The organism is Flavobacterium rakeshii (genome assembly GCF_009741375.1).
GTDB classification, from domain to species: domain Bacteria; phylum Bacteroidota; class Bacteroidia; order Flavobacteriales; family Flavobacteriaceae; genus Flavobacterium; species Flavobacterium rakeshii.
Genome location: NZ_WOWP01000024.1, coordinates 60657 through 80252, shown reverse-complemented (window position 1 = coordinate 80252; position 19596 = coordinate 60657). Strand labels below are relative to the sequence as shown.

24 protein-coding genes and 1 tRNA gene are annotated in these 19596 nt (G+C 37.1%); 13 read left to right on the top strand and 12 right to left on the bottom strand.

Annotated features, from left to right (window positions below):
- Positions 1-73: 73 nt before the first annotated feature.
- The 5 genes from idi (at position 74) to GN157_RS07725 (ending at position 2484) form a co-directional block, all read left to right on the top strand.
- Positions 74-607, top strand: coding sequence for an isopentenyl-diphosphate Delta-isomerase (gene idi / locus GN157_RS07745; RefSeq protein WP_157482712.1), 534 nt, complete (start codon positions 74-76; stop codon positions 605-607).
- Positions 607-1017: a 6-pyruvoyl trahydropterin synthase family protein gene (locus GN157_RS07740; RefSeq protein ID WP_157482711.1), complete on the top strand. Its 411-nt coding sequence runs from the start codon at positions 607-609 to the stop codon at positions 1015-1017. The genes idi and GN157_RS07740 overlap by 1 nt, the downstream gene beginning before the upstream one ends.
- Positions 1018-1046: 29 nt before the next feature.
- Positions 1047-2009: a type I phosphomannose isomerase catalytic subunit gene (locus GN157_RS07735; RefSeq protein WP_157482709.1), complete on the top strand. Its 963-nt coding sequence runs from the start codon at positions 1047-1049 to the stop codon at positions 2007-2009.
- A gap of 55 nt (positions 2010-2064) precedes the next feature.
- Positions 2065-2331, top strand: coding sequence for a hypothetical protein (locus tag GN157_RS07730; protein ID WP_157482707.1), 267 nt, complete (start codon positions 2065-2067; stop codon positions 2329-2331).
- A gap of 79 nt (positions 2332-2410) precedes the next feature.
- Positions 2411-2484: transfer RNA gene (locus GN157_RS07725), tRNA-Thr, on the top strand.
- Between the two features lie 334 nt (positions 2485-2818).
- On the opposite strand, the gene GN157_RS07720 is transcribed toward GN157_RS07725, so the two are convergent.
- From GN157_RS07720 to GN157_RS07680, 9 genes are all read right to left on the bottom strand, one after another.
- Positions 2819-3277 carry a hypothetical protein gene (locus GN157_RS07720; RefSeq protein WP_157482705.1) on the bottom strand — a complete coding sequence of 153 codons (459 nt, stop codon included), beginning with the start codon at positions 3275-3277 and terminating at the stop codon, positions 2819-2821.
- Between the two features lie 17 nt (positions 3278-3294).
- On the bottom strand, positions 3295-4017 hold the full coding sequence (locus tag GN157_RS07715; RefSeq protein ID WP_157482703.1) for a DUF4369 domain-containing protein: 723 nt from the start codon (positions 4015-4017) through the stop codon (positions 3295-3297).
- A 106-nt stretch (positions 4018-4123) separates the two neighbouring features.
- Entirely contained in the window at positions 4124-4471 is a 348-nt protein-coding gene (locus tag GN157_RS07710) for a hypothetical protein (RefSeq protein WP_157482701.1), read from the bottom strand.
- Positions 4472-4679: 208 nt separating this feature from the next.
- Complete coding sequence (locus tag GN157_RS07705; protein ID WP_157482699.1) at positions 4680-6059, bottom strand: alpha/beta hydrolase family protein; 1380 nt, start codon at positions 6057-6059, stop codon at positions 4680-4682.
- Positions 6060-6065: 6 nt separating this feature from the next.
- On the bottom strand, positions 6066-6653 hold the full coding sequence (locus GN157_RS07700; protein ID WP_157482697.1) for a hypothetical protein: 588 nt from the start codon (positions 6651-6653) through the stop codon (positions 6066-6068).
- A 4-nt stretch (positions 6654-6657) separates the two neighbouring features.
- Positions 6658-6933 (bottom strand): DUF2089 family protein, encoded by a 276-nt coding sequence (locus GN157_RS07695; protein ID WP_157482695.1) that lies wholly within the window; start codon positions 6931-6933, stop codon positions 6658-6660.
- 139 nt (positions 6934-7072) lie between these two features.
- On the bottom strand, positions 7073-7351 hold the full coding sequence (locus tag GN157_RS07690; protein ID WP_157482693.1) for a DUF2805 domain-containing protein: 279 nt from the start codon (positions 7349-7351) through the stop codon (positions 7073-7075).
- Positions 7352-7553: 202 nt separating this feature from the next.
- A complete protein-coding gene (locus GN157_RS07685) occupies positions 7554-7907 on the bottom strand; it encodes a DoxX family protein (RefSeq protein ID WP_157482692.1) in 354 nt (117 codons plus the stop codon).
- Positions 7908-7942: 35 nt separating this feature from the next.
- The gene (locus tag GN157_RS07680) at positions 7943-8836 is read right to left on the bottom strand and encodes an EamA family transporter (RefSeq protein ID WP_157482690.1); all 894 of its coding nucleotides are present in this window, start codon (positions 8834-8836) and stop codon (positions 7943-7945) included.
- Between the two features lie 81 nt (positions 8837-8917).
- Here GN157_RS07680 and GN157_RS07675 point away from each other — a divergent pair, with 81 nt between their 5' ends.
- Together GN157_RS07675 and GN157_RS07670 are read left to right on the top strand one after the other, a co-directional pair.
- Complete coding sequence (locus GN157_RS07675) at positions 8918-9403, top strand: hypothetical protein (protein ID WP_157482688.1); 486 nt, start codon at positions 8918-8920, stop codon at positions 9401-9403.
- Positions 9404-9464: 61 nt separating this feature from the next.
- On the top strand, positions 9465-10070 hold the full coding sequence (locus tag GN157_RS07670; protein WP_157482687.1) for a murein L,D-transpeptidase catalytic domain-containing protein: 606 nt from the start codon (positions 9465-9467) through the stop codon (positions 10068-10070).
- A 66-nt stretch (positions 10071-10136) separates the two neighbouring features.
- On the opposite strand, the gene GN157_RS07665 is transcribed toward GN157_RS07670, so the two are convergent.
- Positions 10137-10544, bottom strand: a complete 408-nt coding sequence (locus tag GN157_RS07665; protein ID WP_157482685.1) for a DUF2721 domain-containing protein — start codon at positions 10542-10544, stop codon at positions 10137-10139.
- A gap of 128 nt (positions 10545-10672) precedes the next feature.
- Here GN157_RS07665 and GN157_RS07660 point away from each other — a divergent pair, with 128 nt between their 5' ends.
- Together GN157_RS07660 and GN157_RS07655 are read left to right on the top strand one after the other, a co-directional pair.
- Complete coding sequence (locus tag GN157_RS07660) at positions 10673-11896, top strand: DUF6051 family protein (RefSeq protein ID WP_157482683.1); 1224 nt, start codon at positions 10673-10675, stop codon at positions 11894-11896.
- Between the two features lie 101 nt (positions 11897-11997).
- Complete coding sequence (locus GN157_RS07655) at positions 11998-13020, top strand: YncE family protein (RefSeq protein WP_157482681.1); 1023 nt, start codon at positions 11998-12000, stop codon at positions 13018-13020.
- 91 nt (positions 13021-13111) lie between these two features.
- On the opposite strand, the gene htpG is transcribed toward GN157_RS07655, so the two are convergent.
- Positions 13112-14998 (bottom strand): molecular chaperone HtpG, encoded by a 1887-nt coding sequence (gene htpG, locus GN157_RS07650; protein ID WP_157482679.1) that lies wholly within the window; start codon positions 14996-14998, stop codon positions 13112-13114.
- 357 nt (positions 14999-15355) lie between these two features.
- Between htpG and GN157_RS07645 the strand changes: the two genes are divergently transcribed.
- The gene (locus tag GN157_RS07645) at positions 15356-15805 is read left to right on the top strand and encodes a lipocalin family protein (RefSeq protein ID WP_157482678.1); all 450 of its coding nucleotides are present in this window, start codon (positions 15356-15358) and stop codon (positions 15803-15805) included.
- A 28-nt stretch (positions 15806-15833) separates the two neighbouring features.
- Positions 15834-16523, top strand: a complete 690-nt coding sequence (locus GN157_RS07640; RefSeq protein ID WP_157482676.1) for an OmpA family protein — start codon at positions 15834-15836, stop codon at positions 16521-16523.
- Positions 16524-16576: 53 nt separating this feature from the next.
- On the opposite strand, the gene GN157_RS07635 is transcribed toward GN157_RS07640, so the two are convergent.
- A complete protein-coding gene (locus GN157_RS07635; protein ID WP_157482674.1) occupies positions 16577-17188 on the bottom strand; it encodes a hypothetical protein in 612 nt (203 codons plus the stop codon).
- Positions 17189-17495: 307 nt separating this feature from the next.
- Between GN157_RS07635 and GN157_RS07630 the strand changes: the two genes are divergently transcribed.
- Both GN157_RS07630 and GN157_RS07625 read left to right on the top strand, forming a co-directional pair.
- A complete protein-coding gene (locus tag GN157_RS07630; protein ID WP_157482672.1) occupies positions 17496-18455 on the top strand; it encodes an ABC transporter ATP-binding protein in 960 nt (319 codons plus the stop codon).
- Between the two features lie 127 nt (positions 18456-18582).
- Positions 18583-19596 (top strand): 3-oxoacyl-ACP synthase III family protein, encoded by a 1014-nt coding sequence (locus GN157_RS07625; RefSeq protein WP_157482670.1) that lies wholly within the window; start codon positions 18583-18585, stop codon positions 19594-19596.

Here is a 19596-nt window from a genome sequence, read left to right as displayed (position 1 = left end):
CAAAATAAGCCAAATTGCCAAGAGGCTGCTTTTCCGCTAATATTTTCTTATTTTTGAAAGCTATTAAAATATCATGACAGAAGAAAAAGTAATACTTGTAAACGAAAAAGACGAGCAAATAGGGCTTATGCCAAAAATGGAGGCACATGAAAAAGCGTTGTTGCATCGTGCTTTTTCGGTTTTTATACTGAACTCCAAAAATGAGATTATGCTGCAACAAAGAGCAGCCGATAAATACCATTCGCCACTGCTATGGACAAACACTACCTGTAGCCATCAGCGTGACGGGGAAACCAATATCCAGGCCGGTAACCGCAGACTCATGGAAGAGATGGGGTTCCAAACAGAACTAAAAGAACTGTTTTCCTTTATATATAAGGCTCCTTTTGATAACGGTCTTACTGAGCACGAACTGGATCATGTTATGATAGGATATTATAATGACGAACCTAATATTAATACCGAAGAGGCTGAAAGCTGGAAGTGGATGAGTATTGATGCTGTGAGGGACGATATGAAAAATCATCCGGAGCACTATACAGTTTGGTTCAGAATCATATTTGACGAGTTTTACCATTATCTGGAAGATCATAAATTACCTAACTAATGAGAGTAACTGTTAGCAGAAAAGCACATTTTAATGCCGCGCACCGCCTGTACCGCAAAGACTGGAGCGACGAGCAAAATGAGGCTGTTTTCGGGAAATGTAATAATCCTAATTTTCACGGGCACAACTATGAGCTTATAGTGAGTGTTACGGGAGATATTGATCCTAAAACCGGATATGTTATAGACATGAAGGTGCTTAAGGATATTATTAATGATGAGGTAGAGCAGCCTTTTGATCATAAAAACCTAAATGTTGATGTACCTGAGTTTAGGGATTTAAATCCTACTGCCGAAAATATAGTGGTAGTGATTTGGAATAAAATAAGAAAGCGTATTGATGCTGCCATGGATATTGAAGTGGTACTATATGAAACGCCAAGAAACTTTGTTACTTACCGCGGTAACTAAAGCAACTATATTAATAATAAGACACTCAAATGGAATTATATCCGCTAATTTTTGAACCGATTTTAAAAGACAGGATTTGGGGAGGTACTAAGCTACAATCTGATCTTGGGAAAAATATACCAACACAAACAACAGGGGAGAGCTGGGAACTTTCGGCTGTTCCCGGAGATGTAAGTGTAGTTAGTGAGGGTATATATAAAAACAAACCGCTTAGTGAATTGTTAGAACAGTTTCCGCAGGAAATACTGGGGCAAAAAGTACATGAGCAGTTTGGGGCACAGTTTCCGTTACTGTTTAAGTTTCTTGATGCAAGAGATGATTTGTCAATACAGGTGCATCCTAATGATGAACTGGCTAAGCAACGTCATAATTCTTTCGGGAAAACCGAAATGTGGTATGTTATGCAGGCCGATGAGGGTGCCAGGATTATTGTAGGGTTTAAACATAAATCAGGTCCGGAGGAGTATGTAGAACACTTAAATAACAAAAACCTTATTGAGATACTTAATGAGGTTGAGGTTAAAAAAGGTGATGTGTTTTTCCTTGAAACAGGAACCATACATGCTATAGGTGCCGGAATTGTTATAGCTGAGATACAGCAAACATCAGATATAACTTATCGTATATACGACTGGGACAGGGTAGATGCGCAGGGGAAATCAAGAGAACTGCATGTAGAGCAGGCTCTTGATGCCATGAATTACAATACTACCGATACCCAAAAGCACTATACTCAAACAGAAAACAGTGCTAATGTAATGGTAAACTGCCCTTATTTTACAACCAGCTATTTTCCGTTAAACGGAGAGGCTAATGTGAATAAAAGCGGTAGTAGCTTTACAGTATATATATGTACAGAGGGTGAATATAGCTTTGAAAATAACGGAAAAACATATTCATTTAAAAAAGGAGACACCATACTGGTGCCTGCAGCCTTAAAGGATTTCTCGCTAAGGGGAGAAGCTACTTTGTTAGAAATATGTATTTCTTAACAGAGAAGGAGAAAATTAGTTGTAATTTTGCGAAGAATTTAAAATCAAAATAAAGATGGCAAGTGTAAGAACTTTAAAAAAAGACATTAATTACGTTTTAGGAGATATTATCGAGGCAGTTTACATTTGGGAGATGACAACTCAGGGAAAACCAACTCAGGAGTCAGAAGCTATTATAGATGAGGCAATTACTGTTTTTGATAATTTAATTACAAAAATTAACGCTAAAAACGTTGAAAATAAAAAAGATCATTTCAGAAAAATAAATCAAGAACTGGAAGAATCTGCTGGTCAGCTTGTTGCAAAGATTAACGCGCTGTAAGGAAAAATTTCAATAAAAAAGTGCAAATTTTTTTTTGGAAAATTCAAAACCAGTCTTATATTTGCACCCGTATTGAGATGCCGGTGTAGCTCAGCTGGCTAGAGCAGCTGATTTGTAATCAGCAGGTCGTGGGTTCGAGTCCCTCCATCGGCTCAATAAAAAAACCGTTTCAGAAATGAAACGGTTTTTGTTTTTTATAGCCTGTTTCTAATCCTCAATTTTAAAATAATCCTCGAGGTACTCTTCAAACGTTTCTATAGTAGCTGAATTCAATATAGTAATATTATATTCTTTGATAAACTTATATTTTGCAGTATAGTTACTACTGTTAAAGTCGACATTTTTTTGCCTTTTATACTATAAAGCCAAAAGGTATAGTCTCTATAAAGATATAATGCTAAAAAATCTCCGTTGAATGAAACCCAAATTCCTGTTATATCCTGAAAAAATTATAATAAAGGGAATAGAGTAATAAAAGTAGTAGTTTTTATAAAACTTTAGGTTTGGTGTTTTTATTGGTAGTCTTTGTAATCATGAATAAAGGAGATAAATAGGTTACCTCTACTGTTCTGGTATTATATCCTAAAGCCCCAATATCTTGCTGTTGCAGTTCTACAGTTTTAGCTTTGCTGTTTTTTTCTGATATTGTTTCAATTGTTTCCCATGCAGAGGCATAAAAAATGATTTTAAGAGGGGATATGTATAAGATGAGTAGTATTGCTATAAATGGGGTAAAAAGTGTCTTTAAACGCTTCTTTTTGCTTTTATAGATGAAATAGTTTATTGTGAATAGCAATGGAGAAAGTAACAGGAAGCTATAGTAGGTATAATACTTTAACGGCTGACTTTTTATTTCTACTATTTGTAACGCATCAAATACAAAAAGAAAAACAGCAAGGATATATGCTGCGTTTAGTATTGCTGATATATGCCTTGCTGTTTTCATATTTTAAAGAAAGAGTTTTATTCTACTGTATCTTCTTTTTTTCTGTTGTCAATAAACTCGGTAAGCATTTTTCCATAATGCGATTTTGCAATCTCAGGTGTCATGCTTTTTTGTATGGTGTCTAAAAATTTGACGTTAGCATCATATATTTCAGAGAGTGCTATATAAGGTCCTATTGGTTTATCTGCGTTATTAAGGGCAAAGTTTATAGTTGCTAAGTATCTTGTTTTAGTGATTTTTTCACTCGCTTTCTCAATACTGTCAAGTTGCTGAGTGTTTCCTGTTTTTGTGGCCTCAAGGTTTTTCTCCATAAGGTCCAGATTCATGTTAGTGTAGCGCTTTTTAATTTCTAAAAAGCTTTCATATAGTTTTTGGTTCTCTGAGCCTGTAACTTTAGCACGGCTGTAAAAACCTTCAACATCTGAGTTAATGGTAATATCACCCGGTTCAGCAAAAAACGGTAGCTGATTGTCTACAGAATTGGTTTGTCCTCTGTCTAAAATAAGGTATAGCATTTCGGGTTCTTCTATATTTAAATCACTGTTAAATGCTGAATTTCCGTTAATGATAATACTGTCCAGAGTAACAAGGTTAGTGTCTACTATTCTTTTTATATAAAGCTTACCCTGCTTAAAACCTTTAATATTTCCAGATATATGCAGGTTGGTTCCGGCTTTATGTTCTTCTTTACAGGCAAAAAGTGCGGTTGCTGCAAACAGGGCTAAAATAGTTTTTTTCATAAATCAATACTGCGGTTAAATTTTTCGCAAAGTAATAAAATTTTACCGCTTTATGTAAATAAAAAAAGCAGCCTCAAGGCTGCTTTTTTGTGTATAATGGTTTTGATTAATCGTCTAATAACATTTTTACCAGTTTGATGTTGCCTGTATGAATAAGTTCTACAAAAAATGAACTTATACCATACCTGGGAACTTCTGTCCCGGTGGTACATACTCTTGAAGACCCCTTTTTTGTAATTGGTTTTACTGTGGAAGTCTCTTCAGTTTTTACAGCAGATGCTGTTGTAGCTGTTTTTGCAACCTTAGTATTTTTAGTTTCCTGTTCTGTTTTGGAAAGTACAGTATTGTTCTCAGTAGGGTTTGGAGTTGTGTTATTTTCATTACCATTATTGCCGTTATTTGCAAGAGCGGTAAAACTCAGTCCCATAAAAAATATAATAAATAAAGCTTTCATATTCAGTAAGGTTTTAATTGTTTAAAGGTGTGCAGCTTTTTTAAGAGCCTAAATATAGTAATTTTTTGTATACCAAAGCATTAACTGTTGTTTTTTAAGCTTTTTTGAATTGGTTTTTTTATTTAATAATGGTTGTTTTTTTATACAGTTTTAAAATTAGTAGCAGAAAACATGATAATGTTACAGTTAATTGTTACTTTTTTTAAAATTATTTTACCTGTTGTTTTATCCACCCTGAAACTTCGCTTAAAACTGCCGGAGACATAGTTTGCTCTATGTTACCATATTCCTGCGGTAGTCCTGTTGTACATTCCTGAAAAAGGTGATTAAGTCCGTCCAGTTTTTTAATAGTTACTTTTTTGTTTGCAGCAGTAGCCAGTTTAATTCCGTTAAGGTTTTCATCCGGGGTTACCTGTACATCTTTAGATCCGTTAAGAGCCAGTATTGGGCATTTTGTGTTTTTTAGCGCCTGTTCAGGGTTGTATTTTAAAAAGTAAACAAACCACGGACTTAATATGCCTTGTGCTTCAGATGCGGCATACCTGTCAATTTGTTCCTCTGTCGCACCCTGAGCAGCAAGGTCGGCACCCATATCTGCCTTAAATAATGCAGTTACTTTCTCTTTCCTGATTTTTGGGTCACTCTCGTTAATAACCACATCATATATCTTTTTGTTTTGAGCCTTGCTCGATGCCAGAACCTCATCTGTAAGTCCGGATAGTTTTCCTAATGTGTAGGTTTGAAGTATCATTAGTTCAGAAATTTTAATACCGGGCCCTGCCAGAAGCACTACAAAAGCAACATCTTTATTTTTTTCGGCAACCATTGGGGCTATCATTCCACCTTCGCTGTGTCCCAGTAAACCGATTTTCTTTTTGTTTATTTCCGGTCTTGTTTTCAGGTAATTTAAGGCTGCTTCTACATCGGTAGCAAAGTCAGCACTGGTAGCTTTTTGAAAATCTCCTCCAGATTCGCCAACCCCTCTGTCATCAAAACGAAGTACAGCTATACCGTTTTTGGTAAGGTGGTCTGCTAAAAGTAAAAAGGGTTTATGGTCGGCAATTTCTTCGTTTCTGTTACTAGGGCCGCTCCCGCTAATAAGTATTACCGCTGGATAGTTGCCCGTTTTTTCAGGAAGGGTTAGTGTGCCTGCCAGTGTAATGCCATCTTTTTCATTTTTAAAGGTAATATCTTCACTTTGGTAAGGGAATGGAGCTTTCGGCTCCTGCGGACGGTTTACACCTAAACCCTTAGATAAGTTTAACGGAAGGCTGGAGCCTGCCTGGCTAAAAGTTCCGTTAATGTTCCCGTCTTTAAAATCTCCTTTATACTGAACCCCGGCTGCAGGTACAGAGAAGGTAAGTGAATTGTCTGTAAAGTTTATATTGCTTAAGGGGATGCCTTTAGCTCCCTGATCCGGGCTGTCCATAGTGCCGTTATATTCTCCGGTTTCATTTTGCGAAATGTTTACAACCATTCTAAGTTGTACACCCTGAAATTCAAGTTTACCGTTCCAGGTGCCTGTAATATCCTGAGCTATGGCAAATGTTGTTGCCATTAAAATTATAAGTGTAAAGAGTTTTTTCATAATCAGTTAGTTTAATGCTGTGATAAAAAGTATTGAAAGTACCTCTGCCAGTATAATGGCGATGGCAAATAATACTTTATGTGTTATGGTTTTTAAATTGGTTGCTGTTTTAAAGCCGTTATATAGTAATGCTATTGTCCATATAAGGGTAATAATTCCTAATAAGGATACTATGGTTATGGTTATAATTTCGGTAGCAGTGAAAGATATAGGTGCCGGATCAAGCGGATTGATTTTAGCTGTTTTGACCGCAAATTCTTCCAGCGTATCTGCTGCAAAGTGTGTAAAGGGCATGATGCAATATATGCTTCGTGCTACCAGTACGGTATTTAAAATATCTATAGGTCTTACTTTTTTATTAATGAAAAACCCAATTGCGTACAATGTTGCAAAAAGGGAAGCGATATTTATAATGTTATCTGTAATAGCCTGCTTTAGTGTAATGTTTTTAACCAGATGCATATCTATCGCTCCGTCAAACCTGGCATTGAATATATAGCTTAAGTAAGTTGAAAGGACTGCCGTGGCTATCCCAAAAATAAATAATTGGGTTTCGCTGTATTTTTCAAACGGATTAAAAAGTATTTTCTTCATAGCATTAATGAGTTTGTTGTAATTGCTTAATTTTTTCGATAAGATCGTCCAGCCTGTTTCTAACGGTTGGATAACTTATGCCCATTTGAGAAGCCATTTCCTTTAGGCTGCCACTGGTAAGGAAAAACTGAAGTATAAAACTTTGTTCGTCCTGCGAAAGCTGTAAGTATACCGGTAGCGGAAAGTTACCATTCACGCTGGTGCTACACTCCGGGCAGGTTAGCTGCGATACATTTAGTGACGATTCGCAACTGGGGCATATTACGGGAAGTTTTGCCATAACATTAAGTTGTTTTAAATAAATTGCATTACAATATTAATAAAATTAAAGTTAACTTTAATAAAATTAAAAATAAAATTTACTTTGGTTTAAATTAGGGCATAAAAAAACTCCCTGTTTAAAAGGGAGTTTAATAAAATTAAAATTTGTTTTTAAAATAATATTTTGAGTCTAAATCGTCGTCCTCCAAGTTGCTAAAGTTTTGCGACTTTGGTTTTGGTTTCTTTCCGGCCACCTTTTTCTTCCACAATTCAAAATTGTCGGCGGGCAGTTTCTTTTTCATAATTTCAGTTATTTCCTTCTCGGATAAACCAAATTGTTTTTTAATTTCTTCAAACGGCTTTTTTTCTTCCTGAGCCAAAGAAACTATTCTGTCTATAGCTTCCTTTTCAAGTTCCGTACGGTTACTCTTTTTCATCAGATGAAAACATTAATATCAAAAAATAAGTTTTAAAGTTTAATCAATATTACTAAAAAAAATAATTGATTTTAAGTTTGTAGGTAATTTTTGTGTTTTTTAAAAACTAATTAACAGTAAGGGGGTTAGCGTTGTATTATTTAAAAAAAATATTACATAATGGTTAAGTTTTTTTAAAGGTATGCAATGCCGCTTCCTGTTTTTAGATATAGTAGTATGCCCAATACAAGAGTACAACCTGTAACGGAAGCCTGATAAACCTTATTTGCTTAGATAAACCTAATGATGCATTGTCGTTTATGTACATGTAAACGTTTGCCGGAAAAACGGCAATAAGTAAAGCCATGATCCCGAGTGCAGCATAGCCCGATGTTTTAGGGATACATAATAATATGCCTAAAACAACCTCGGCTACTCCTGCAATAGCGTTGAGTGTTTTTGGAGAAGGGAACAGCGGCGGGATAATTTTAGTATACATTTTAGGAACCCTGAAATGATTGAGTCCGGCAAAAATGTACAGTGCTGCCATAAGGTATAAATGCCAGGGTAAGCTCATAAGTTTACTTTTTATATAAAGATACTTAATTTGAGTTAGTTATTCCTTCGGTATTTTATATTCATAATTACTACTGCAAGTATAATGAGTACAATCCCTGCCCATTGTATTAGGGTTACCTTTTCCTGTAAAAGGATAAAAGCCATGCTTACCGATACCGGAAGTTCCAGTGATGATACTATACTGCCCAGCCCTATGCCTGTGAGCGGGAATCCTTTATTTAAAAGTAACGGAGGAATAATAGTACCAAAGATGGCAAGAACCAGCCCCCATTTTATAAAGATGTCAAAATTGTAAGTACCGGGCCATGTTATTGCGGTAAAAGTAAGTACTATGACTGCGCCTCCATACAGCATATACAGGCTGCGCTTTGATGGCGGAAGGTGTACTGCTATACGGCTTGAGGTAAACATATTTGCGGTAAATGCCGCGGCGGCTAAAAGTCCTAATACTATACCGCGCCAGTCGGGCACCTCGGTTGTGTTAAGTAAGTTAGTAGCCATTATGGTTCCGGCAAGTACTATAATAACGGCTATTACTTTACGTAATGAAGGTAGGGTTTTGGTAAGGAGGGCCTCCAGTACAACGCCCATCCATACGGTTTGCATAAGGAGTACTATACCTATGGAAACCGGAATGTATACTACAGCCAAGTAGTAAAATACACTGGTAAAGCCCATTGAAGTTCCGGCGATTATAAGGTGGAGTTTGTTTTTATTGGTAGCCTTTACAGCCGGAGTGTTTTTATTTTTCTTTTGGTAAAAGGTAATGATAAGCATTCCTATAATTCCCAAAATCATTTGTGAAGAAGTAACCTCGGCAGTAGTGTATCCCTGTTTGTAGGATAGTTTAACCATAGTGGCGAGCATACCGTAGCTGGTGGCACCAAGACCAACCAAAAAAACGCCTTTTAATATATTCTTGCCCATTTGTTTTATTACAGGTTAAAGGTAGTAATCATTTACGGTATATTTGTGTCTCTTAACATTACTTTTTCCAACAGCTTTTAAATGATAAAAACGAAATACACCTCAAAATGTGATTATTGGTACAGTACCATTGTAGGTAGTGTGTTTACACTAATTCCTATATATGGAGTAGGTTATTTATTTTTACTTAAAACGGGGATGGTAGAGTTTTGGCCATTATGGCTGGTGGCAACCATACTTATTATAGCCTTTTTATTATGGCAGGATAACACTTGGCGAAAAGTGGCTACTGGTAAATCTAAAGCAGTTAATTTTGATATTGTAAAAATCGCATTGCAAAACTTAGGTTGGAAAGAAAAAGGTTTTACGTCTAAAATAGAGCTTACTTATAATAAATACATTCTGAAATTTCTTGAGATCAATATTGAACCTCATTCCCAAATAATACGATATCATTTTAGATATGCAACTTCCAATAGTGCTAGGTTACTTTTTATTTTCGGGATATGTTCTTTTTGCGAGTGGCGCTTTAAACGGGCTTTGAAAAAAGAAATGGCAAAAAGATAAATAGATTAATACTAAATCAACTAAAAATATAGTTATAGGTAATAACCTACATCTTAACTATATGACTGCCAAATTATACCTGTTGTTTTTTCTCTCTGTTTTTAGCTGTTCGGGGAATAAAAAAGAAGAAGCTAAAGAAGCTGAAAAAGACTATACCGCTACACATACCGAAGCTCTTAAATTTTGTAAAGAAAAAGGCTTTTGTAAAGATTATTATTTTTTGGTAGATATGAGTATACATTCAGGCAAGAACCGTTTTTTTGTTTACAGTTTTAAGGATACCATTGTGACCGATAAAAATATTGTAACCCCTGGTAGCTGTGATCAGTTTGAAGAGAATCCGTACAAATACCAAACAGCCAAGTTCAGTAATACGCCCGATAGTCATTGTTCTTCAAAAGGGAAATATAAGGTAGGTAATCGCGATTACAGTTCGTGGGGTATTAATGTAAAATACTGGCTACACGGACTGGAAGAGACCAATAATAATGCAGTCGACAGGGTAGTGGTACTACACTCCTGGGATGCGGTATCTAACAGGGAAATCTATCCGCAATACAGTCCGCTTAGTTGGGGATGTCCTGCGGTGTCTGACAAGTTTATGAAAAAACTGGATGAGAAACTAAAGCAGACAGCCAAGCCTGTTTTACTATGGATAGTAGAGTAAAGTATATTTGTTAATCTGTTTATTTGTTAATCTGTTTATTTGTTTATGGGTAATTAAATCCACAAACTAACTGTGTTTCTTCGCCTCTTCAATCAAATCGCTTAGGTGAACCCTTAATGCTTTTACCGATATGCTTATCTCCCAAAACGATACGGCAAGTGAAGCCAGTAATAACAGCAGACTTAACCCAAAAACGTAAGTGCCCCATAAATTACTGCCAATAAAAAGTAATGTCATGGCAAAAACCGAAAAGAAAAGGCTCAATACGCCATACATCTGCATTTGGCGGATAAGCGTAAGTCGTTTGTTGAGGTTTTTAATTTCCAGCAGTATGCTTTTGGTTTCGTTTTCCTCATAGTTTTTTTTAAGTCCGCGTACAATGGTGGCTATAGTCAAAAACCTGTTGGTGTAGGCAAGTAGTATAAGTGAGGTGGCAGAAAATAATAGTGCCGGAGTTTCCAATGGAACATTCATAACAAAACACTGATTGAATAGTGATATAAAGATAAGGCTTTTAAAATTTTATTAACATCATTTTTCGTAATTATGTCTTACAATACAATTGTGCCTTATTTCGTTATTTAAGTTTAAATCCAACCGCCATGTTGTACCACGATATTTATACACTTTTAAAACAGTCTTTTTCCCAAAAACAGGATAACTCATTTGTGCCCGAACTGGATATTGCTATGTCGCATTATTCGTTTACATCGGCAGATGCCAAGCAGATGCTTCCGGGTAGTGATTCCCTGTTTTGCAGTAAGCACGATCATGCTTTTGATGATGTGGAACCGGGTGGTACAGGTGAAAACACCATAGTAGATGTAACCGACCATGAAATAAACGAAAACAACAGTTTTAAATATACCATAGTGCGTAAGGCGGGGCAGGAAAGGGCTAACGGTGCCATAATACTGCTACACGGACTTAACGAAAAAACATGGGACAAATACTTGCCGTGGGCTTATAAGCTTACACAGGATACGGGCAAGGCGGTAATACTGTTTCCTATTGCTTTCCATATGGACAGGGCTCCTGAGGTTTGGAGTGACAGGAAGCTGATGTTTGCCGTTGCCGAAGAGCGTGAGAAACGTTCCCGTGATAATACACAATGCTCGTATGTAAATGCGGCAATCAGTTCGCGTATGGATGCTAACCCGCAGCGTTTGTTTTGGAGTGGTATGCAAACCTATTCAGACATTATCCGTTTGGCAGATGATATAAAAGCCAATAAGGTGCCCGAGATAAGCAGTAATGCTTCGATTGACCTGTTTGGTTATTCAATAGGGTCGTTCCTGGCACTGATACTGATGATGGGTAACCCTAAGAATATATTTGACAATTCCCGATTGTTTTGTTTTTGTGGAGGGATGACCATAGACCGTATGTTCCCTGTATCACGCTACATTATGGATGCCCATGCGGCAGTAACCATGCAAAAGTCGTTTGCCCAGTTTTTAAGTTCTAACTTTGCTACCGATGGCAGGCTGGGGCATTATCAGGATACTGAACTTCACCCCGAAGAAAGCTGGTTTAAAACCATGGTGCGTTACAACCATTTCCAGAAGGAACGCGAAAAAAGGTTTGGCGAACTTGCTACACGCATAAAAGCCGTAGTGTTGGAAAAGGATGAGGTCGCACCACCCGCTGAAGCTTTAAATACCCTACAGGGCGGTTACAGGAATATAAAGGTTGAGGTAGATATACAGGATTTTAACCACCCGTATACCCACATGGTGCCTTTCCCGCTAACGCAAAAGTTTAAGGAAGAGATTAATGCCTCGTTTGAAGATACCATGAAAAAGGCTGCTGCTTTTTTGGGGTGAGATTAAAGAGTTCCTGAAATTAATTTTTTAAATGCATTAAGCCTGATTTGGCACTGTTTGTGTTGGCTTGATTGGAATAATTATTACTACAGATTAAAAAAATGAATTTCAAAAAAATAATATTCCTTTTAGTTTTTCTCTCACTACAAAATATTAATGCCCAAAACACCGAATATCTACTCGCTTTATCTAAAGGAGATAAAAAGGTTTTGATTTATGATTATAAAACATTGGATTCCATAACGTCTATTGATATTGGGGATGATCCCCATGAAATAGTTACCAATAAAAAAGGGGATTATGCTTATGTTTCACATCCTGTTTTAAGAGGTAAGGGGCACACCATTAGTGTGATAAACCTAAAAGATTTTGCTTTGGAAGATACTATAGATACCGCACCCTTTTATACACCTCATGGGTTAGTCTATAAAGATGATAAACTTTGGGTTACGGCACAGGGTTCCAAAAGTGTAGTAAAGTATAACTTACAATCCCGAAAGGCTGAAAATGTATTTGGAACAGGTCAGGATTTTACCCATTTAATATACCTTGCAAAAAAAGGGAACTGTTTTTATACTACAAATGTAGAGTCGGGGACACTAAGTATTTATGAAAACAGGGAGATACCGCCTTACATGCCGCCTACAGGTGTTTTACCTCCTAATGCAAAATCACGAATTGAATGGAGGCAAACACTTATAGATGTTGGGCTGGGGGCTGAAGGTTTTGATGTTAATGACAGAGAAGATATACTTTGGACAGCAAGGCCCGACGGCTATATTGTAGTAGTGGATTTATTGAAGAAAGAAGTAAAAACTACTATAAATACAGGTGTACAGGGATTACATCGTCTTAAATTTACACCAGACGGAAAATCTGTTGCTATTGTAAGTGTAAAAACAGGAGACATACTTTTCTATAATGCCGAGACATATAGTTTAGAAAAGAAAATTAATATTGGGAGAGGAGCAGGTATTTATATGGATAATGCAACTAGTCGTATGTTTGTTTCCTGTACTCCTGAAGATTATATTGTGGTAATGGATTTGAAAACCCGAAAGGAAATAAAACGTATAAAAATATCACGACCTGATGGGGTTACGAGTGTAAAGGTAGCTAACTAAAATAAAAAACCTGCAACTTTCGCTGCAGGTCTGTTATAATTATTTTGAAGTGAGATTTCTCGACTCCACTATGTTTCGCTCGAAATGGAAATTATTTAATAAGATCAAAACTACGTTTTACAAACGCGGTTAAGTCTTCACCCTTAAGCAGGTTTTGCGATAGTTTGGCAAGGTCAAGCGCCTGCTTTACTAATGCTTCCTGGTGTGCTTTATCTCCGCTGTTTAAAATGTTTGAGGTAAGCTCGTGGTTAGTGTTTACCACAAGGTTGTACATTTCCGGCATGTTGCCCATACCAAACATACCACCGCCACCGCTTTGGCTCATTTCTTTCATACGGCGCATAAACTCAGGCTGTGTAATTTTGAATGGTGCTGCGCTGCTGTCCATAGCTTCAAGTTGTACACTGTAGGTTGTTTTTGGTACAATCTCTTCCAGTACGGTTTTTAGTTTTTCTTTTTCCTCGTCGCTTAGTTTAGAGATTTGCTCATCATCTTTTTTGATAAGCTTATCAATATGATCGGCATCCACGCGGGTAAAGGTTACATTCTCGTTATCGGCCTCTAACTTCTGGATTAGGTGCGATACAATAGGAGAGTCAAGTAGCAGTACTTCATAACCTTTCTCTTTAGCATCGGCAATGTAACTGTGCTGAGCATCCTTATCACTAGCGTATAGAATTACCAGTTTACCGTCTTTATCGGTTTGGTTCTCTTTAAGGTTTTCTTTCAGTTCTTCAAGAGTAAAGTATTTCTCATCTACTGTTGGGTATAGGGTAAACGCACCTGCCTTTTCGTAGAATTTAGGTTCGCTAAGCATACCGTACTCCAGTACGATTTTAATATCGTTCCATTTTTTCTCGAAGTCCTCACGGTTTTCGGTAAACAGTGATTTAAGTTTATCGGCTACCTTACGGGTAATGTAGTTGGATATCTTTTTAACCGCACCGTCTGCCTGTAGGTAAGAACGCGATACGTTTAGCGGAATGTCCGGAGAGTCAATCACACCTTTAAGCATAGTAAGGAATTCCGGTACTATACCTTCTACGTTATCGGTAACAAATACCTGATTTTGATACAGCTGTATTTTGTCTTTTTGTACCTGTAGGTCGGCAGAAAGTTTAGGGAAATATAAAATACCTGTTAGGTTAAACGGATAATCTACATTAAGGTGGATGTTAAACAACGGCTCCTCAAACTGCATTGGGTAAAGCTCATGGTAAAAGGCTTTGTAATCCTCATCGTTAAGTTCGCTTGGTTGTTTTGTCCATGCCGGGTTAGGGTTGTTTATAATGTTGTCAACCTCAATTTCTTCGGCTTTATAATCTTCAGGAGCATCTTCCGGTTTTGGAAGTGTTTCTGTACGTGTACCAAATTTAATTGGCACCGGCATAAATTTATTGTACTTTTTAAGCAGTTCGCTTATGCGGTGCTCTTCAAGAAATTCGGTAGAATCCTCAGCAATGTGAAGGATAATTTCTGTACCTCTTTCAGTTTTGTCACTTGGTTCAAGAGTAAACTCAGGGCTACCGTCACACGTCCAGTGTACAGCAGGTTCATCTTTAAATGATTTAGTGATAATCTCTACTTTATCGGCTACCATGAAGGCAGAGTAGAAGCCTAAACCGAAGTGTCCAATGATACCCGAATCTTTTGCAGTGTCCTTATATTTTTCAAGGAACTCCTCTGCACCCGAGAAAGCTACCTGGTTGATGTATTTTTCAACTTCTTCACCTGTCATACCAATTCCCTGGTCAATGATGTGAAGTTTTTTACCCTCTTTATCCAGTTTTACCTCAATAACCGGGTTGCCATATTCTACTTTGGCTTCACCTATGCTTGTAAGGTGTTTTAGTTTAAGGGTAGCATCGGTTGCGTTTGATACCAGCTCACGTAAAAAAATCTCGTGGTCACTGTATAAAAATTTCTTGATTAGGGGAAATATGTTTTCTACCGAAACATTAATTTTTCCTGTTGCCATAGTATTGTTTGATTTTATTTTGCAAATATTGATGTGAGTACTTACTCAAATAAAATACCAAGACGGGTTTGGTGACAAATTGACATTTTAAGGCATGGTTTGTCAGTAATACAACCGTTTTTATATGTTAAAAAAACAGGGTTTTAAGAAAAAATTAATTCAAGCCCTTGCTATGAGCCGGATTCCCTACAATCCCCCTGACAGCTAACGATTTACCGGAGTGCTAAAAATAAGCGTGTTAAATTAACCGATAATTCCTGTTAAAAAACGCATACTGCTATTGTTTGATAACCTAAAAACTGATTAACTTTATTCATTGAAAAGTGAGTATATAACCTAAAACTTAAAATAACAGTTATGAAAAAAGTATTGTTTTTATGCATGTGTGTTATTGCCCTTGCCTCGTGTTCTTCACTGGATCAAAAATCGCAGGTAGGAATTAAGGGAAACTGGACAATTTCACAGGTGTCTTATCCGGGATCTGATTATATAAAAGTGACTTCTTTTGATGTAGCCGACTCACAATGTTTTGTGGGAAGCTCATGGAAGTTTGTTAGTAATAATAACACTGGGGAAATGAGCCTTGCTAAGGCAGGATGCCCTTCGTTTACAAGTCCTATTGTATGGAGTGTAACTAAAGAAGGTGCTTTTACCCTTAAAATAACCGAAGGAGAGAAAGCAAAAAGAGTTTCTCAGGGATACTTTTTACAGGTAAGAAACCAAACAGAAAACTCGTTCCAGTTGGTTGATAAAGTAAATGTAGGAGGTAAAACCGTGGATGTGGTGTACCAGTTTAACAGAATGTAATAAACAGATAAAACAAAAAAACAGCATTATGAAAGCGACGAAAATTTATTTAATGGCTTTTGCCTTTATTTTCAGTATAGGTTTCACCTCGTGTGAGGCTACAAAAAATATGAATAATACTCAAAAAGGTGCCGGTATTGGTGCTGCAGGTGGTGCCATTATTGGTGGTATCATTGGTAATAATGTGGGTAAGGGTAATACTGCCCTTGGTGCTATTATTGGTGGTGTTGTAGGTGGTGCTGCCGGTGGTGTAATTGGTAACCAAATGGATAAGCAGGCTCGTGATATTGACGAGGCGCTACCGGGTGCTGATGTTGAAAGGGTAGGAGAAGGTATTAAAATTACACTGGGTGAGAACTCGGTTAACTTTGATTTAAATAAGTCATCTCTAACTTCTACAGCAAAAGGTAACCTTGATAAACTGGTGCCTGTATTTAACGAGTACCCTGATACAGATATAGAGATATTCGGTTATACGGATAGTAGCGGTAGTGATGAGTATAACTTAAAACTGTCTGAACAAAGAGCTGCTTCGGTAAAAACTTACCTTGTAGGTAAAGGTATTAGCGGTGCACGTATTAATACTGTAGGTCGTGGTGAGGCAGATCCAATTGCATCAAACGATACTAAAGAAGGTATGAGTAAAAACAGACGTGTGGAATTTGCCATTACAGCAAACGAAAAAATGGTTGAAGATGCTAAGCAACAGGCTCAGTAATTTCTAACCAATTTATACAAATAAAAAAGCAGCCTGGTGGCTGCTTTTTTATTTTATCTCCAATCGGCATCGCCTTTGTTTTTGCCTAAGTAAAAGGTAAGTCCGGCAGAAAGGTTTAAAAGCTTTCCTACCGATGGCGGATCGGTTTCTTTTGAATATCGTTCACCGTTAAAGTCATAATCCTGACTAAAGTTCATAATATAGGTAGCGTCTAAATGAAAGGCAACCCAGTCGGTAATTCTTACCTGAGGTGTAATTCCCAGCATAATAAGTCCTACATTATCTTTTGCAGGATATCTCATCGATTTGATGTTGGCATAACCCAAACCGGCATGTGCCAGTAAATTGAAACGGGTGTCGCTATGGTTTTTAAGATTTAATGTTCTTGCCAGGTTGTTAACTGCCTGTACCGAAAAACGGGTATAATCTGAGCCGTAATTAGGAACATTGTCTTTCCTGAATTTATCTGACCCAAAGTCAAATTTAATTCCCCAGCTTTCGTCAATCATATACCTAAATGCAAATTCATAATGGGAATAATCAGAAAAACGTCCCACAGGAATACTGGCTCCATAACCTGCTTCCAATGAATACTGATCTGACTTGTTTTGAGAAAAAGCGCAAAAAGAGAGCGCCAACATACAAAGTGTGATGGTCTTTTTCATATTGTTTTTTAATGAGTTATGGTGTGGTGGGGATAAAGAAAGAAAAAATATTTTGAAGATTTTTAAATTTTAAAAACCGTTTAACAATTTTTCACGTATATATATTTATACAAGTTGGTTTTTATCAAATATGCATTTGATAAAATAATTTTAAAAGTGATAATTCACGAATGAGTTTGTTTATTTATTGGTTAGGTTGATAAGGGTACTTTCTCCTCGTTTGAGATTGTGCCCTTATTATTTTTTATAAGCCTGTTAGTTTGCCTTAAATCACTTACTTTTGCAGGGTTAAAATTTATAATTTTCAATGCTTGCTGTAAAGAATATTTCCTTTGGTTATACCGAGAAAACCATACTGCACAACCTGAGTTTTACTGTGAAAACCGGGCAAAATATAGCTGTTATAGGCGAAAGCGGATGCGGTAAAAGTACCCTGCTTAAACTTATATACGGTTTATATGATATTGAGGAAGGAGAAATTACCTATAAGGGCGAACCGGTACTTGGGCCTAAGTTCAATTTAATACCGGGTATGTCTTATATGAAATACCTTGCTCAGGATTTTGACCTGATGCCTTATATTACAGCGGCTGAAAATGTTGGAGCTTTCCTTTCTAATTTTTATCCGGAAGAAAAGCAGAGGCGTATTATGGAGTTGCTTGATATTGTTGAGATGAAGGAGTTTGCTAATGTTAAGGCACAATTTCTTAGCGGCGGGCAGCAACAGCGTATAGCACTGGCTAAAGTACTGGCGCTTGAACCTGAGGTTTTACTGCTGGATGAGCCTTTTAGTCATATTGATAACTTCAGGAAAAATGCACTGCGCAGAAATCTTTTTGCCTACCTAAAACAAAAAGGCGTTACCTGTATAGTGGCTACGCATGACAGTACCGATGCGCTTTCTTTTGCTGATGAAACCATTGTGATAAAAAGCGGAAGGATGCTCTCTAAAGCCAAATCAAAAGAGATTTATTACAATCCGGTAGATAAATATACCGCTTCGCTGTTTGGAGAGGTAAATGAAATAAAGCTTGAACTTTTAACGCTGACACAAAATCCTGAAGAAACTGTGTTAATCTATCCGCACCAGTTAAAGGTGGTGGAAGAGGGACCGCTTAAAGTAGTGGTAAAACAATGTTACTTTAAAGGGAATCGTTATTTGATAAAGTCGGCTTTAAACAGGCAGGTAGTGTTTTTTGAGCATTATAAAGAGTTGCCTGTTAATAGTGAGGTCGATTTAGCGGTAGACAGAAATGCTTTTAGCTAGTGCCTGCTACATGCTGTAAAGCAACAGGTTAAATGTCTTGCTATTAATTAAAAAATAAGTTAATTTACACTTCCTTTTTAAGGAATGTTTATTTTTGCGCCTGCATTTTTAATAAAACAATCAGTTTATGTATAATTCAAAGATTTCAGGGTTAGGCTATTATGTTCCGGAGAACGTGGTTACTAATGACGACCTTTCCAAAATAATGGATACTAATGATGAGTGGATCCAGGAACGTACAGGTATAAAAGAAAGAAGGCATGTAGTAAAAGGCGGTGGCGATACTACCACAACTATGGGGGTAAAAGCTGCTAAAGTTGCTATAGAACGTGCCGGTATAGATAAAGACGATATCGATTTTATAGTGTTTGCAACTCTTAGTCCTGATTATTATTTCCCGGGCCCGGGTGTATTAGTGCAAAGGGATCTTGGATTGAAAAGAACCGTAGGTGCACTTGATGTAAGAAACCAGTGTTCCGGCTTTATATATGCACTTTCGGTAGCCGATCAGTTCATAAAAACAGGTATGTATAAAAATATACTTATTATAGGTTCTGAGCTACACTCTACAGGTCTTGATATGACTACAAGAGGACGTGGTGTTTCGGTTATTTTTGGTGACGGAGCAGGTGCTGCGGTACTAACAAGAGAAGAAGATAACACTAAAGGTATCCTTTCTACGCATCTTCATTCAGAAGGTCAGCATGCTGAGGAGTTAGCGCTTATAGCTCCGGGTATGGGTAAGAGATGGGTTACTGATATTATAGCAGAAAATAATCCTGATGATGAGAGTTATTATCCGTATATGAACGGTCAGTTTGTGTTTAAAAATGCGGTAGTACGTTTCAGTGAAGTAATCAACGAAGGTTTGAATGCTAATAATCTACAGGTTTCAGATATTGATATGCTTATACCTCACCAGGCTAACCTTAGGATTTCGCAGTTCATTCAGCAGAAGTTCGGTTTAAGTAACGATCAGGTATATAACAATATCATGAAGTATGGTAATACCACTGCAGCTTCTGTGCCTATCGCATTGACCGAAGCATGGGAGAACGGTAAGATTAAAGAAGGTGATACGGTTGTGCTTGCAGCTTTTGGTAGCGGATTTACCTGGGGTAGTGCTATCATAAAGTGGTAA

Excerpts from the sequence above, each read along its gene's own strand:
- idi (WP_157482712.1), top strand. The coding sequence starts at position 74 with ATGACAGAAGAAAAAGTAATACTTGTAAACGAAAAAGACGAGCAAATA.
- GN157_RS07740 (WP_157482711.1), top strand. The coding sequence starts at position 607 with ATGAGAGTAACTGTTAGCAGAAAAGCACATTTTAATGCCGCGCACCGC.
- GN157_RS07735 (WP_157482709.1), top strand. The coding sequence starts at position 1,047 with ATGGAATTATATCCGCTAATTTTTGAACCGATTTTAAAAGACAGGATT.
- GN157_RS07730 (WP_157482707.1), top strand. The coding sequence starts at position 2,065 with ATGGCAAGTGTAAGAACTTTAAAAAAAGACATTAATTACGTTTTAGGA.
- GN157_RS07720 (WP_157482705.1), bottom strand. The coding sequence starts at position 3,277 with ATGAAAACAGCAAGGCATATATCAGCAATACTAAACGCAGCATATATC.
- GN157_RS07715 (WP_157482703.1), bottom strand. The coding sequence starts at position 4,017 with ATGAAAAAAACTATTTTAGCCCTGTTTGCAGCAACCGCACTTTTTGCC.
- GN157_RS07710 (WP_157482701.1), bottom strand. The coding sequence starts at position 4,471 with ATGAAAGCTTTATTTATTATATTTTTTATGGGACTGAGTTTTACCGCT.
- GN157_RS07705 (WP_157482699.1), bottom strand. The coding sequence starts at position 6,059 with ATGAAAAAACTCTTTACACTTATAATTTTAATGGCAACAACATTTGCC.
- GN157_RS07700 (WP_157482697.1), bottom strand. The coding sequence starts at position 6,653 with ATGAAGAAAATACTTTTTAATCCGTTTGAAAAATACAGCGAAACCCAA.
- GN157_RS07695 (WP_157482695.1), bottom strand. The coding sequence starts at position 6,933 with ATGGCAAAACTTCCCGTAATATGCCCCAGTTGCGAATCGTCACTAAAT.
- GN157_RS07690 (WP_157482693.1), bottom strand. The coding sequence starts at position 7,351 with ATGAAAAAGAGTAACCGTACGGAACTTGAAAAGGAAGCTATAGACAGA.
- GN157_RS07685 (WP_157482692.1), bottom strand. The coding sequence starts at position 7,907 with ATGAGCTTACCCTGGCATTTATACCTTATGGCAGCACTGTACATTTTT.
- GN157_RS07680 (WP_157482690.1), bottom strand. The coding sequence starts at position 8,836 with ATGGGCAAGAATATATTAAAAGGCGTTTTTTTGGTTGGTCTTGGTGCC.
- GN157_RS07675 (WP_157482688.1), top strand. The coding sequence starts at position 8,918 with ATGATAAAAACGAAATACACCTCAAAATGTGATTATTGGTACAGTACC.
- GN157_RS07670 (WP_157482687.1), top strand. The coding sequence starts at position 9,465 with ATGACTGCCAAATTATACCTGTTGTTTTTTCTCTCTGTTTTTAGCTGT.
- GN157_RS07665 (WP_157482685.1), bottom strand. The coding sequence starts at position 10,544 with ATGAATGTTCCATTGGAAACTCCGGCACTATTATTTTCTGCCACCTCA.
- GN157_RS07660 (WP_157482683.1), top strand. The coding sequence starts at position 10,673 with ATGTTGTACCACGATATTTATACACTTTTAAAACAGTCTTTTTCCCAA.
- GN157_RS07655 (WP_157482681.1), top strand. The coding sequence starts at position 11,998 with ATGAATTTCAAAAAAATAATATTCCTTTTAGTTTTTCTCTCACTACAA.
- htpG (WP_157482679.1), bottom strand. The coding sequence starts at position 14,998 with ATGGCAACAGGAAAAATTAATGTTTCGGTAGAAAACATATTTCCCCTA.
- GN157_RS07645 (WP_157482678.1), top strand. The coding sequence starts at position 15,356 with ATGAAAAAAGTATTGTTTTTATGCATGTGTGTTATTGCCCTTGCCTCG.
- GN157_RS07640 (WP_157482676.1), top strand. The coding sequence starts at position 15,834 with ATGAAAGCGACGAAAATTTATTTAATGGCTTTTGCCTTTATTTTCAGT.
- GN157_RS07635 (WP_157482674.1), bottom strand. The coding sequence starts at position 17,188 with ATGAAAAAGACCATCACACTTTGTATGTTGGCGCTCTCTTTTTGCGCT.
- GN157_RS07630 (WP_157482672.1), top strand. The coding sequence starts at position 17,496 with ATGCTTGCTGTAAAGAATATTTCCTTTGGTTATACCGAGAAAACCATA.
- GN157_RS07625 (WP_157482670.1), top strand. The coding sequence starts at position 18,583 with ATGTATAATTCAAAGATTTCAGGGTTAGGCTATTATGTTCCGGAGAAC.